This window comes from Bacillus sp. 2205SS5-2 (assembly GCF_037024155.1).
In the GTDB taxonomy this organism is placed as follows: domain Bacteria; phylum Bacillota; class Bacilli; order Bacillales; family Bacillaceae_K; genus Bacillus_CI.
On record NZ_JAYKTS010000021.1, the window covers coordinates 64,484 to 78,291 of the forward strand.

Consider the following 13,808-nt stretch of genomic DNA (forward strand, 5'->3'; position numbering starts at 1 on the left):
GAACCTATAGTTTAAGTGACTTCATTCACGTACTTAAAGACCCTTTTACAAAATCATTAACTATTTTTATTGTTATTAAGAGTCACTAGTGTTGCACTAATTTAATCTAACTATTAAGAATACTCAAAATGTTAAATTTTATTATTTCAGGCAAAGAAAAAGTCCTTTATATTGGATTAGTCAGGTGGTAACCCGTCCAAATCCACTAAAAAGGACAAATCGCATGGACAAAATTACACGAAAAACATCATTTCGGCAATGGTTTTCACCCATAAACCTTCCATTATTTGAAGAAAACGTGAAAACGATGAAATTAGATCATTATACGAAGAAACTTACGACGGACTCATTTTTGAAATTGCTGCTTTTTGTCGCAGTTGCACGAAACAGAAAGTCTACATGCGCTGTGCGAGTGCCTTTTTGATGAAGATCTTCAAATGGGCACAAACCTAGATTCAATCAGCATTCCACAGTTGTCACAACGACTCAGGCACGATCAATCCAGATATTTTTCAACAGCTATTTCTAGATCTAGTCGTTCAAATCCAGATGAAAACAAGCCATTCCAACCATGTCATGCCTTTAAAAATCATTGATTCAAGTAGATTACCACTCAATTTAACGAATCACTAATGGGCTGAATTCCGAAAAACCAAAGCGGGTGTTAAGCTACATTTACGTCTTGCGTTCATGGAAAAAAGGAGTATCCTACCCTGAAAAAGCGGTTATCACCAATGCGAAAGAACATAATCGAAATCAGCTCGAAGTCATGGTAGATGATAAAGAATGCATGTACGTCTTTGACATTGGCTACTTGGATTACGAACGTTTTGATCGCATGACAGATGAGGGTTACTTCTTCCTCACACGATTACGTAAAAACGCGGTCACTCGTGTACTTGAAGATTTCAGACTTCCAGACCATTCCGATGTGCATTCCGATCAAATGGTTTTCATTGGAACGACACAAAATCGGGCTGAAAATATTTTTCGCCGACTAAATGGGATCGACTCAAAAGAGAATGAGCTGCACCTTATCACCAACCGTTTCGACTTAAGTGCCCAGAAAACTCTGATACGTACAAATCACGGTGGGCTATAGAGCTATTCTTCAAGTGGATCAAACAACATTTGAACATCAAAAAATTATACGGCCAAAGTGAATGGGCGATTCATTATCAAGTATTCATTGCACTTATGTTGTATTGTTTGCATGTACTCGCACAACTTGAAATGAAAAGTAAGCGTAAAACCCTCCAAATTAGCCGGCTATTAAAAGCAGCCCTTTGGAAGCCGTCACGCATCTGGACTCGGAAAATAGAAGGTAAAGCGGTCCCTTAATATAAGAACTGTCGTTGTCGCTAAAGTCTACTTGTAAATAAAATCCAAATGGATGGAATCACCTCTGTTGGAGTGTTTCCTTTTTTTGCTTTAATCGACAAGAATAAGTAGATTGAATTTTTAAACATTATTTATGCAACGCTAGTGTAGCATTCTCTTAATAATGTAAATAGTTTCCCAAAAACGCTTAAAACGATAATAAATATATGATACTATCAAATTAAATATTTAGTTACGGAATGATAATTGTGAAGCTTAAATATGTATTTGTTATCTCCGTATTATCTTTATTAGTTCTACATTCTGCTTATCTCTCTGTTAAGTTTTATATAGATTATCCGAAATTACACCCTGCATATCAAGAAGCATATAAGGTTTGGTATATTTCATTACCTATTATAGGATTTTTGGGTGGGATTATTGGGATTATTCGATTCTATTTATTATCAAAAAAAGATAGAAGTTAGTGTTCGTCTTTTGACGCTCCAGAATTGGTGGGTGTCTCTTCTAGTGCAATTTTCGAATCATGTGAAACTGATTACGGCGACCTTGTGCCAATTGGAAAAACAGGCACCTGAGATTAACAAGATATGCCTTTATCACTTCTCGTTTGCAGGGTGGGCTACATCCGTATTAACGTCTGTGGAGTGCTATACAAACCGTAGTAGAGTAAGCGGCAAGGTGGAGTACGTAGAAATAGAAAACCGTCTGGCAGGAATGATTATGTTTGTTTATGTTTTCAGTAGCAGGTAATTCTATGAAAGATCCAGGTGGCGGTGGTCATTCTTCTTTAGAAAAGGATCTTGGAGGAGGTCCAGGTTATATCTCAATTTGATAATAATTGTCTATGTATTAATTCGCAAAAAGACTTGTTTCTTTATAGTAACAGGTCTTTTTGTTTTGAGAATATTTCAATAAAGATACATAAGTTAAATCACAACAGAAGAATACTTAGGTAGGACCCCTTAATCAAGGTTTTTAAGATTGGTTTTAGACTTTGGAAGTGGAAGAATGATTAGACCGGAAAATTCCGTTGAATTGACCTAATGCTTTTTGAAATTAAGAGCATTATAGGTTCTCATAATAGAATTCAATAATAGAAAAAACATGGCTCTTCCTAGGAATCGGAATCATTCGCAACGAATGCGGCCATACCAAGAGCTCAGTGTAGCAAAGAAATAAAGTTTGATCTAAAATTCACTAATGCATATTCTTTAGCTCGCTCACTATAATATGATTTCAAAAGTTACTCCCCCTTTTAACAAAGGCGATCCAATTATTAAAGTAGTGCGCCCTTTAGTTGAAAAACAAAATGTGTTTTATTTTACTCGACTTCCTATCAAAATATCTTTTAACTGTTCAACACTTTTAACAATATAAGTAGGGTTTGAATGACTTATTTCTTCGAATGAGCCATATCCATAAGTTACTCCAATAGAGTCAATACTAGCATTATTTGCTCCAATAATATCGTGTTCCCTATCACCAATCATAATAAAGTCATCTAGCTTATGCGCATTGTACTTTTCTAGTATGTATTGTATAATCTCAGTTTTTGATGTTCTTGTTCCATCAAGATTACTTCCGACAACAAATTCAAAATATTGGTCAATATTAAAATACTTTAGTATTTGTTCACAAAATACAGTAGGCTTTGATGATGCAACAACTAAAGTAAAATGTAGTTCTTTTAACGATTTTAATAGTAATGGAATATTTGAATATAACTCATTTTCAAACATTCCCTTTTCCTTAAACCTATCTCTATAAAAATCAATAGCTTTTTGCGTATTTACCTCATCAAAATCGTAATATTCAGCAAATGAAACTTGTAGCGGTGGACCAATGAAACATTCAAGTTTATCAATATCAGGCTCAACAATGTCCATTTTCTGTAATGCATATTGGACCGATTTAGTTATCCCTTCTTTTGGGTCTGAAAGTGTTCCATCTAAATCAAATAAAATTATCTTGTATTTGTCCATATTAACTTCCCTTCTTGTATCTACTTCCAACTTAATTTTATCATAAAAATTTCAAAAATATTCAAACTCTTCTTCAACTAAATGGCCTTTAATTGAACAAGGGAGGAAATGGTGTTCCCTCATATTTTTTTATAAACTTCTGCATAAGCAAATTTTAACTGCTCACGTAGTTCATTATTTTCTTCATCTAAATTCTTAATTTTACGTTTTCACAAAGCTATTATAACGTCCTTGTTTTTTTCATTCGTTTCCCGTTTAAGTTGATTTGGGATAGAAAGGTAAGGATTCAATGCGTTCACGTATTTCAGTATTGTTATAAAGTGTTGCTTTGCTTACACCAGCCTCACTTACTACACTATTGAAATCAAGGCTCTTCTTGTATCTGATGAGTTGATTAATAGCTTTATCCAACTTATGTAGTTCGCTTTTCGCGCCGCATGAACCTGCTTTAAATGCGTTTTACGATCGTAATCAGTCATGCGGTGTCTGTCAAGATAGTTGAATAACTTAATTCATCTCTGTTCTCTTAAAATTGTGTATTTTCCTTCTTGAAGAATAGCCCCTATTTACTTGAATAAGCTGTATTATTCGAATACACCATCTTCAAGGAATGTAATTGTTCCTTGAGTAGTATCTAGAATTACTTCAATCCCAATTGGAAATACATGCGATGGGAAGGTGTGTCCAATGTCAACATTTGAAAGTATAGGTATATTCGTATCTCCAATTATTTCAATAAGTAATTCATCGTGTGAAAATGGCGAAGCTAAATCATTGAAATGTTCATGTTTTCCAATTACCAATCCTGCAATTTCATCAAAAACTCCAGCAACCTTTAACATACTTAGCGACCTTTCTTGAATAGCCATATCTTTAAAGGAGTCTTCTATAAAGAGTATTGCTCCTTTTAATTTTGGAAAGTATTCTGAGCCAATGAATCCAGACATTGTATTTAAATTTCCACCAATCAATTTCCCTGTGGCGATCCCTTCACGCAGAGGTACCCATCCATTATTGTTCAACATTTCTTTTTCTCTATCTTGTGAGTTCCAATCTAACCTTTCCTCTGTCCATTCCGATGGTACTTCTAGTGAAAACGGAGCTCTTTTCTTTAATTTCACTATGTCTTCAAAATACTCTTTTCCCTTTGGTAACATTTCAGGAAATTCACCGAAAGAAGGGATAATACCAGGACCATAAAAAGTGGTTAGTCCTGTTTTAGCATATATTCCTAATAAAAGAGCAGTAACATCACTGTACCCCATTACAATTTTCGGCTTGTTTTTTAGATTTTCGTAGTCAATATAAGGTAGTAAGGAATTGGAATTCAGCCCACCAATTGTACTTATAATTGCTTTCACATCGTCATTATAAATTAACTCATTTATTTCTTCAGCTCTTGCTTCTATTGAACTTGAACGATAAGATTGTATTTTTCTTGCACATGTACCCTCAATAATATTAAAGCCCATTTTTTCTAACTGTGTTAATCCTCTTTGGTATCTTTCCTTAAATAGAACTGGGGCTGGAGATGATGGAGTAATAACGCCAACAGTATCTCCTCTTTTTAATGATTTAGGTTTCAACAAAGTATAACAACCTTTCAAAGACGGATATTGATTTATGAAGTTTCTTAATAGTCCATTATCTTGTTAAACAATACTGCACGATTGCTTAATACCAATTATTTCAAATCCCAGCAACTTACTCAAGAAAACTTTAACAATAAAGAAGCTCATCCTGTTCTAGATAAACCACCGTTTAGCGTAATAACGCTTGTTATATTACTTTTTTCCATTCGTGTTCTAAAACACTTTATAGTAAAGAATCTCGCCAACCATCTTTTACTAACAAACCTTCACGAATTCTAACTTCCTTAATCATTCCGACTTTTTCTAATACTTTTGATGAACCAATGTTTCTGGGGTCACAAGTTGCGTATATACGATGAAGTTTAAGTACTTTAAATCCAAAATCAATCAACAGTTTAGCTACATCAGTTGCATTTCCTTTTCTCCAATAATCAGGGTTAACGATATAAGCAACTTCTCCAACTCTATTAGTAAAATTTCTAATGTTAAATTCCCCAGCTCCAATTATATTCTCTTTATAAATAATTGCAAAAACAAATCTTGTTCTGGGTTGTTGGGTCTCATCTTTAATTACCTGATTCACAAAACCTTTTGTATCCTTTACTGTATTAGGTCCCCAAGATTGATATTGACAAATAATATCTTGGGATGCGTATCTATGGACATCTATCCAGTCATCTTTAGTAAATTCCCTTAATGATAACCTTTCGTTTGAAAGAGAAATCTTAATATATTCCATTAAAGTTTCCTCCATTTATATATTTTGTGTATATCCTTGTTCAACTCTACTGCCCTTTAGTTGAATAATGAAATTTATTTGAATTTTACCATACAAAAACTTAACCATATTTTTATTTGTATTTGAGGTACTATCTTCGGGGATTTAAATTAAAATTATATTGAATTTAAAATTCGAATATTTTAGAATATAATTAACAAGTAAAAAGGGGGACAATATTTTGAAACATTTATTGCAGTCAGATGAAGTTGAATCTATATCCTTGGAATTGGAGTGGACTCCTATCTGGGAAGTCATCCTTGGGATTTCAGGTTATACCCACAGGGAACTTAGGCACACTTTCGATCTGGATAAAAAATGGTCTTTAACTTCTGACTCTATGCCAAAATCATTGGTTAAGGACTTGAAAGAAGTCGAAAAAACGAACTTTTGGTACGGTCTTATTATGCTTCAAAATCAGTTTTCCGCCAAGACCGTTCAAGAATTTTCGAACAAACTAACAGAGCTTCCTATTTCTACTTTTTATGAAACAGTGTTGCCGTATAAGAGCAGAGATCTTGAGCCAATTAGGGTACAATTAGCTGGTGAGTATATGCAATCTGAATATTTCGAGCATTACTCTACATATTTTAAAGACCATGATTTCTTAGATGGTTATATACAAAATCTTGGGCGATACTCTTATCAACAAATAAGGGATTTGCTGATAAATATCATTGGTGAATGGTACAGCTGGATAAGTCAAAACGAAAATTGGAAAAAGTGGAACCAAGCTCTAGAGTACGAAAAAAAACATAATAGCTCACTTGATGTAAAAAAACCGGTAGAAGAAATTGAAAGAGTTACAGACGGAGTGAAATACCTCCCAGAACCTACTGTTTGGAACGTCAAACTAATTCCTCATGTTGCCTACCGACCATGGATATTAGAAAAACGCACTCCGGATACTAAAATATTTTTCTATCCTTTGGGAGATGAGTACCTTGTATCACCTGGTTCACCTTCTACCGAACTAATTCGAGGACACAAAGCATTAGGTGACGAAATTCGATTGAAATTGCTATATCATCTTATGAAAGGACCACTATCACTACAAGAATTAAGTGTTCAGTTTAATACATCAAAGACTTCGCTTCATCATCAGCTCTCTTTGTTAAAAGCTGCAAAATTTGTTGTCGTTGAAAAAGGAATTTATTCAGTGAACCCACAGCAAATTAGTTCTTTTTCAGAAAAGCTTAATCAATTTTTGGGTGTGAAGTTATGAATAAGTTCTCCAAATCATTCAAAGCCCTTTGGGCAGGAGAAGTCATTTCGGAATTTGGCGGCGCAGCCGGGGGGATAATTAACGGATTGTTGTTATTTGAATTAACGGGTTCAAAGGAATGGATGGGAATTCTCTGGCTTATCTACTTCATTCCTTCTTTGGTCTTACAAGGAATTAGCGCTCCATTTCTTAACCATGTTGTTAAAGAAAAGATGCTGAAAAACATACAATTAATCCGTGCATTTGCTTATCTGCTTCCTTTGGTTGGTTATTTGATTGGCTCCACTTTTGCAACTATATCCGGGTTAATCCTACTGCAATGTCTCTTGGGATTAATGCAACCCATTTACGCTAGTCTATCATTTTCTTTAATACCTGATATATGTGATGAAGAAGAGCTAGCAGATGCAAATGGGTTACTGGATGGGACCATAAGGCTAATGAGTTTTCTTGCTCCGGGAGCAACTTCATTAGTACTTGTAGTTAGTCCTATGCATTTCATTTACGGCTTATCCTCCGTCATGTTCCTTGCCAGCTACTTTGCACTCTCACAAATGCCTAAAACGAGCACAAAAAAGGTGGCAGCATGGACAAAGAAAATTTGGTGGACAGAGATGAAGGAAGGATACAAAGCATTCTTTAAATACCCTTACCTTCTTCATCTTACCATTCTCTCATCTACTGTACAGTTTGGAGTAGGAGCAACATTGGTGTTAAGTGTCCCTTTTATACGTGGCAATCTTAATGGTGAGTCTTGGCAGTATGGTATATTTTCTGGTGCTTTTCCTGTTGGATATGCTCTTGGAATGATTTTATTAACCAGACTACCAAAAAGTGCTCAAACGATGTATTTTGGCTTAATTGGAGGTGGCCTTTCATTCGTCTTCTTATATTTTGTACAATCGATCCCACTTGCATGGATATGTGAATTATTTGGTGGTCTATTATTTCCTCTATTCAATGCTCAGAATGCTGCTACTTTTCAGAGAGAAGCTCCAAGAGAGCGTTTAACACAGCTAAGTGCAGTAAGATTATTTTTAATTAGGGTTACTATGCCTTTAGGAATCTTATTTGCCTCTTCATCGATCTTTGACCTCAGTACACGTCAAACATATTTAATTGTTGGTTTGGCTATAGTATTGCCGGGATTGTATTATTTCGTTACTTCTTTTCTTCGACCGGATTCTCGTTTATTTACTCAAGAAAAACAAAATACTAGTTAACGAAAAGCGTCTGATCCACACAGTTTTTGCTGTAACAGACGCTTATTATTATTGTACATTTCTCTTATGTTTTTCCCTTTACTTATTCGAGGCCTTCATTCCATTAAATGGATCTTTTCATGAAGAAAGACGCTTTCCTTATTGAAGAAAAGCGCCCTTTTCTGGAATAACCCTATTGTCAATTAACAGTTCTTTTATCTACCTTTTAGTTCTAAATTCATTTCCCTTTTAGAGAAAAAAACCATCTTTAAATAACATGTCCAAAGGAGAAAAACGGTGCAACTTTATTTCAATGCCACATTAATCAATTTAATAGTCCGAATTTTTTGTTATATTATTATGATTCTGAATTTACAATTACCAAAGCCCACTCATTGAGTGGGCCATATTAGCTTATTTTGTATCTCAATAGATTTATTCAGATGGCATCGTATAATATACATAATCAGTTTCATGAATAGTCTCATATACGTCACCGATTTGTATCTTCTTTACAAGTACTTTCACACGATATTCTGTACCATATTCTGCCTCTCGCTCCCAAACTTGCATTGAAGGATCTTCTACTTTGTAATCAGTATATCCCCATGTTCCATCTGGATATTTTTTTTCTCTGCGAATAAAGAGATATTCACCACTTCTGAGTCTATCTATATTTGGTTCTAAGTCAACAACCATTAAGTTTTCAAAACTTGTGATCAAACCAATTTCTACTGGTTTTGGCATTTCATAATATTGAAATGCTGAGGTATATTTAACATTCCCTCCACTATCTTTAATCCTAAGTGACAATCGATATTGAGTATCCCAATCAGATTTTCTTTCCCATGTTGAAGTTCCTGTTACGTCGTAGTCCGTATAACGCCATATACCATCATCATATAACTGTTCACGTCTAAGAGCTACCGAATCGCCACCACTAATTGCGCTAATAAATTTTACTTTCACATTTTTGTCATTCTCAATCGATACATGTGTTATTACAGCAGGGTCAGGAGTTTTTCCCACGAGGTTCGATGGACTCACTTGTCCTTTATCTAGAAGAATATTACCATCTTCCTTTAATTGGACTTGAGGAAGAAGCCACTCTACTGTTGATGGAAAGTATATTTCGTTGTTCTGCAAATAAACTCTTGGAGCATATTCTTCGGCATAAGATATTGCTCTTTCCAATTTCTCTTCTCCTAGATCTGTAACGTCAGAATTTGCATTTGCACCTACTATGTCCCTAAACCAACCTTTTTTAGCTCCCGGTCCTTTAGGACTGTCCGGACATGTTAAACCACAATTATCATTTCTATCCCCCGTTCCACTAGCACCCCATCTACCTGAAAAACTCTTCCACGGTGTGGTTTGATCATTAAAAATGATAAAGTTATTGTCAGCAATATCCCAAAGGTAACCTTTATTCGTGTAATCATTGCCAAAGCCACTTAACCTATTATGTCGACCTTCTGTCCAATAGTTTGCATGACTTTGTTCTGCAGAGTAGATTACTGGATGACCATCTTCAAATTCAAGTTTAGTAGCGTCAGTCCAATCATGTTCGTTATCATGGGCAGATGGTAGGAATTCTTCTATTTTTCCTGTATTTTTATCAATAAGGAATTTTACCCCTTCCCAGTCTCCTTCATGTGCACCACTTTTAGTAAGAATCCCACCTCCGCCTATATTCCCGTTATACGGATAAAAAAATCGATAATTCAAACCAATATAATCTCCATATTCTAGTACGTGTACATAGGCCTTTGCTGAGTCTAAATCTCCATCTCTAACCCATGAATCTTTAATTCTCAAATACTGATCTTCTTCAGCAGCATAAGCAGAATCAATGCCTACAAAAGAGAACATTAAGCCAAATAAATAACTAAATATTGTGATTTTTTTAAACATTCGGATTTCCTCCTATAAATTAAATTTTAGTCATTGTTGAAAAAATTTCCTACCTCTAAGCGCCATAGTAGGTAGCTTCCTATTTCTTAAACAAGATTTTCTTTTTCTTTAACGTTAGTGAATATAAACTATCATTAATAAAAACATTGAAATTCCTATATTAATTAAAACATCAACAAAAAAACGAAGCTATCCTACAAAAATCTTATTTTTCGGATAATTTGTCATTCAAACATTACAGAATAGCGTATAAAACAGTAGATTCTTCATAGAACAACACAAGAATTGTTTATTTGATAGTATTTTATGTTTACTTTTAAATTATCTCGAATTCAAGTCTTCAACAATCTGATAGTTGAAGAACAATTTACTTTAATTCTGAATTCTCTCTATTCCTTAAAATAAATATTTCTTTAATAAATGCACTTATAATTAGTGATACAACGATTACTCCTATAAGGTTTAACACTCTAACAAATAAAAAAGGTGAGTTAATAACTAATAAGCTCTCAATTATCACATTAACGGTTAAAAGAACACAGAATAGAATCAATTTAGCAGGTGTATTCCTATTTTCTTTCCCCATCGAATCCTACTCAAGGTTTTCAACTATACTGCCCTTTAACTTAATACCAATTATTTCAAAACCTGGCATCTTACTCAAGAAAAACTTTGAATAAAAAGAAGCTTATCCTGTTCCGGATAAGCCCTCTTTAACGGAATAAAGAAAAAGGTGTAGATAAGCAGTTCCCAAGATACCTTTTACCTTAACACTCAATATCTTTCGACTACTTTGTTCTCTGTTCCATTTAGAATTCTATTTATGTTTTGTCGATGAAGAACGATTATTGATACGCATATTAATAGTGATAGTGCTATGATAATTTCACCTTCAAATATTAGACTATATATGAATAATGATATACTGGCCAACATCGAACTCAGTGATACATACTTAGTAATTAACAAAGTTAACACAAACACAACAAAACCAACAAGAACACCTAAAGGCGTCAAAAACAAGAAAACTCCAGTTGCTGTTGCAACAGTTTTTCCACCTTTAAAACTAGCAAATACAGAAAATATGTGCCCTAATATTGCTAAAAAACCACATACAATAGGGTTAACAGTAGAACTAAGTATTAGTGGAAGTAAACAAGCAAGTGTACCTTTTAATATATCAGCAATTGCAACAATTACTCCTGCTTTTATGCCTAAAACTCTATAAGCATTAGTTGCACCAAGATTTCCACTACCATAATCACGAATTTCTTTCTTATAAAACACTTTACCGATTATTAAAGCAAATGATATTGAGCCTATTAAGTAACTTAAAATCAGAGTTAGAATGTTCAAATTAGGTATGATCTCCTCAATTAGTTTGTCATTTTAAGCATTTCTATTTGTTGTATATTATTTCCTGCAATCCAAGTTGAGTTAAACTTCCAGTTAGCGGAAAAAGAAAAAGAGCCTCCGTAGCCCCTAACTGCTAATCTGCGACAGTTATTTCAATAACTATCTTTGAGATTCCCAATATTTATATAGGATCGATTCTCCGTTTTTTAGCCTCTATGTAGTCATACACATTCAATATTTCTTTATCATAGTCGTTTTCTATTTCAAAATACCTAACACCTGCTTGTAAACACTGTGCTTTAAATTCATTATGTTCCTTGATCAGTTCTTTTGTTGTTCTATCTTCCGGCCAATTTCGGCTTTCAATAGCATTTCTATGTTTCACTATTTTTGTTTCGAAATTTTCCTGAATATAATTCGTTGAAAAACCTAAGAATACTGGAATGATTTTATTTGAATAATTGGTATCAAGATCCTTTAAATAGTGAGGCAATATATAGGATCCTTCAATAATGATTTGCTGTTCGTTCTCGATACTTGTCATAATAATCCCTTTTAATATTGGCCAGAGTTTATCTCCAATGACTCCGGTACTGTCGAGTGGTGTGAATCCACAGTTCTCAACTCCCCTGTACAAGCCCATTTTTAAATGGTCCATAGAAAGATAAGAAATATGGTATTTTTCTAGTAACTTTTGAGCCATCAAGGTTTTACCTGTACTACTTACAGCACTTATTAAAATTACCATATATTACTCCATTCAATTTTATTTGTAATTTAAACGTTAATTATTACACTAAATCTGCCCCTTTAATCCAATAACTTCAACAAAATAAGCGTTAATCCTTCTTGGGTCAACGCCCCCGTTTATGGAATAACGCTATATATCCTTTTCTAAACAGTAGTGTGGTTTTCCTTCGAAAATTACTTCTTTGAACTTATTAAATCCTATCCTAGACCAAAACGATAAACCTTTCTCATTCTCCTTATGAACTGCCAAACGTAATTTTGTTTTTTCTTCTTTTCTAACCAGACTTTCTAGACGTTCAAATACTACAAGAGAGTTTCCTGACCCTTGGAATTTCTTATGAATAACAAATAAACTAATCCAAGGAGTATTATCAGAGGGATTAGTTATGCAGTAATCCACTAATCCTATGTAATTATTATCCTGCTTGATTAGCAGTCGAGTAGTATTTAACTTCTTTGATTCATCATACTCAGAAAGGATATCAGCGTAGTTAATAGTACTTTTACCTTTAGACATCTGATTATAGGAAGAGTTTGAATTCATAATTTCTAGTTCAATCTTCCATTTATTAATTTCGTTAGTTTCAAAAGTAATCACGTCAAACACCCTTTTCTACTTTCAATGTTAATCGATGCTGCCCGATAATATCACAACAGAGCTGCTGCTTGTTCAGCAAACGCGCCCTTAAGCTGAATACTTGAATTCGAGATAACTTGTAATATGCTCTTCGGTTAAAGCCCCCGTTAGTGAAATACACATACTATTTCAGATGTAGAAAATAATAACCATATGAGGTGGTATTATGTTATTTCTTAAAACGTTGTTTTCTTTATGTCTTTTTTTCAACTTAGGTATTATGTCTGCTAACAGTCAAAATACTGTACCCCCACCAAAAGTTATAAAAAGTGCTTATACAAACATTCCTGAAGTTAACAATTGGGTTACTGTACCAAAAGGAACTGAAGAAATAACTATTTTTGTAGAAGCCGAAAATACAGAAACAGTTTTATTTTGGATTATACCTACTGGTACTCAGACATGGTGGGAAAGAAGACTTATTGGTTATGCAGTTAATACGGACAAGGAAGGAACTTTTAATAGTCCACAAACATTTTCATTTACATGGAAAATCGACAAACCTTTTCTTCATGACCACATAGAAGTGCAACTTATAGGTATGCATGAAATGACTGGTGGTGGAAGTATTAACATTAGTATGGATTGAAGTGATTAATGCGATCTAATCTTCTTTCGACCTTTACTACTGGATTTGTATTTCCTTCTTGGAAATTAGCTAACCGTTAGTGAAGTATAATTCCTACTTCACATAGAAAACTACACCTTTTCTAGACAGAAGAAGTTTCTATTACTTCATTAGCAAACTTACTAAAAAACAGCCTTATTGAGTTGCCTTGAATTTATTCAAAAATAACCTCTTTATGGCTTAAAATTCTTTCTTTTTTGTTCTTAACTCGAGGGACATCATCGTTATCGTAATATCCGTCTAATACAGTATTAAGTGGCTCCTCGTCATTTACAGTGATTATATAGAGAAAATCCAACTCTCTTTTTCTCAAAACCTAAAAACCGGACAAGGGAATGAGTTCAGTTGTGAGCGAAGTATGGCTCCGCACTGTTACTCATTCTTTTTATTTGAATGCGAA

11 protein-coding genes and 1 pseudogene are annotated in these 13,808 nt (G+C 34.0%); 5 read left to right on the forward strand and 7 right to left on the reverse strand.

Annotation, left to right across the window (positions count from 1 at the left end; genetic code table 11):
• The first annotated feature begins 223 nt into the window (after positions 1-223).
• Positions 224-1,341: pseudogene (locus U8D43_RS14300) on the forward strand (IS4 family transposase).
• Positions 1,342-1,761: 420 nt separating this feature from the next.
• Positions 1,762-2,094 carry a hypothetical protein gene (locus U8D43_RS14305; RefSeq protein WP_335871858.1) on the forward strand — a complete coding sequence of 111 codons (333 nt, stop codon included), beginning with the start codon at positions 1,762-1,764 and terminating at the stop codon, positions 2,092-2,094.
• Positions 2,095-2,660: 566 nt separating this feature from the next.
• Here U8D43_RS14305 and U8D43_RS14310 read toward each other — a convergent pair.
• From U8D43_RS14310 to U8D43_RS14325, 3 genes are all read right to left on the reverse strand, one after another.
• Complete coding sequence (locus U8D43_RS14310) at positions 2,661-3,326, reverse strand: HAD family hydrolase (RefSeq protein ID WP_335871859.1); 666 nt, start codon at positions 3,324-3,326, stop codon at positions 2,661-2,663.
• A gap of 584 nt (positions 3,327-3,910) precedes the next feature.
• Entirely contained in the window at positions 3,911-4,915 is a 1,005-nt protein-coding gene (locus tag U8D43_RS14320; RefSeq protein ID WP_335871860.1) for a S66 family peptidase, read from the reverse strand.
• 226 nt (positions 4,916-5,141) lie between these two features.
• Positions 5,142-5,657, reverse strand: a complete 516-nt coding sequence (locus tag U8D43_RS14325) for a GNAT family N-acetyltransferase (protein ID WP_335871861.1) — start codon at positions 5,655-5,657, stop codon at positions 5,142-5,144.
• Between the two features lie 220 nt (positions 5,658-5,877).
• Between U8D43_RS14325 and U8D43_RS14330 the strand changes: the two genes are divergently transcribed.
• Entirely contained in the window at positions 5,878-6,921 is a 1,044-nt protein-coding gene (locus U8D43_RS14330) for an ArsR/SmtB family transcription factor (RefSeq protein ID WP_335871862.1), read from the forward strand.
• Positions 6,918-8,144, forward strand: coding sequence for an MFS transporter (locus tag U8D43_RS14335; protein WP_335871863.1), 1,227 nt, complete (start codon positions 6,918-6,920; stop codon positions 8,142-8,144). Before U8D43_RS14330 ends, U8D43_RS14335 begins: the two co-directional genes overlap by 4 nt.
• A 414-nt stretch (positions 8,145-8,558) precedes the next feature.
• Here U8D43_RS14335 and U8D43_RS14340 read toward each other — a convergent pair whose 3' ends face one another.
• The 4 genes from U8D43_RS14340 to U8D43_RS14355 all read right to left on the reverse strand — a co-directional run bounded on the left by U8D43_RS14340 (position 8,559) and on the right by U8D43_RS14355 (position 12,741).
• Complete coding sequence (locus U8D43_RS14340) at positions 8,559-10,037, reverse strand: Vps62-related protein (protein WP_335871864.1); 1,479 nt, start codon at positions 10,035-10,037, stop codon at positions 8,559-8,561.
• Positions 10,038-10,811: 774 nt separating this feature from the next.
• A complete protein-coding gene (plsY, locus tag U8D43_RS14345) occupies positions 10,812-11,393 on the reverse strand; it encodes a glycerol-3-phosphate 1-O-acyltransferase PlsY (protein WP_335871865.1) in 582 nt (193 codons plus the stop codon).
• A 181-nt stretch (positions 11,394-11,574) separates the two neighbouring features.
• Positions 11,575-12,141, reverse strand: a complete 567-nt coding sequence (locus U8D43_RS14350) for a 2-phosphoglycerate kinase (protein ID WP_335871866.1) — start codon at positions 12,139-12,141, stop codon at positions 11,575-11,577.
• 132 nt (positions 12,142-12,273) lie between these two features.
• A complete protein-coding gene (locus tag U8D43_RS14355) occupies positions 12,274-12,741 on the reverse strand; it encodes a GNAT family N-acetyltransferase (protein WP_335871867.1) in 468 nt (155 codons plus the stop codon).
• A gap of 205 nt (positions 12,742-12,946) precedes the next feature.
• On the opposite strand from U8D43_RS14355, the gene U8D43_RS14360 reads away from it, so the two are divergent.
• A complete protein-coding gene (locus U8D43_RS14360) occupies positions 12,947-13,369 on the forward strand; it encodes a hypothetical protein (RefSeq protein ID WP_335871868.1) in 423 nt (140 codons plus the stop codon).
• The last annotated feature ends 439 nt before the right edge of the window (positions 13,370-13,808 follow it).

Excerpts from the sequence above, each read along its gene's own strand:
- U8D43_RS14310 (WP_335871859.1), bottom strand. The coding sequence starts at position 3,326 with ATGGACAAATACAAGATAATTTTATTTGATTTAGATGGAACACTTTCA.
- U8D43_RS14325 (WP_335871861.1), bottom strand. The coding sequence starts at position 5,657 with ATGGAATATATTAAGATTTCTCTTTCAAACGAAAGGTTATCATTAAGG.
- U8D43_RS14335 (WP_335871863.1), top strand. The coding sequence starts at position 6,918 with ATGAATAAGTTCTCCAAATCATTCAAAGCCCTTTGGGCAGGAGAAGTC.
- U8D43_RS14340 (WP_335871864.1), bottom strand. The coding sequence starts at position 10,037 with ATGTTTAAAAAAATCACAATATTTAGTTATTTATTTGGCTTAATGTTC.
- U8D43_RS14350 (WP_335871866.1), bottom strand. The coding sequence starts at position 12,141 with ATGGTAATTTTAATAAGTGCTGTAAGTAGTACAGGTAAAACCTTGATG.
- U8D43_RS14360 (WP_335871868.1), top strand. The coding sequence starts at position 12,947 with ATGTTATTTCTTAAAACGTTGTTTTCTTTATGTCTTTTTTTCAACTTA.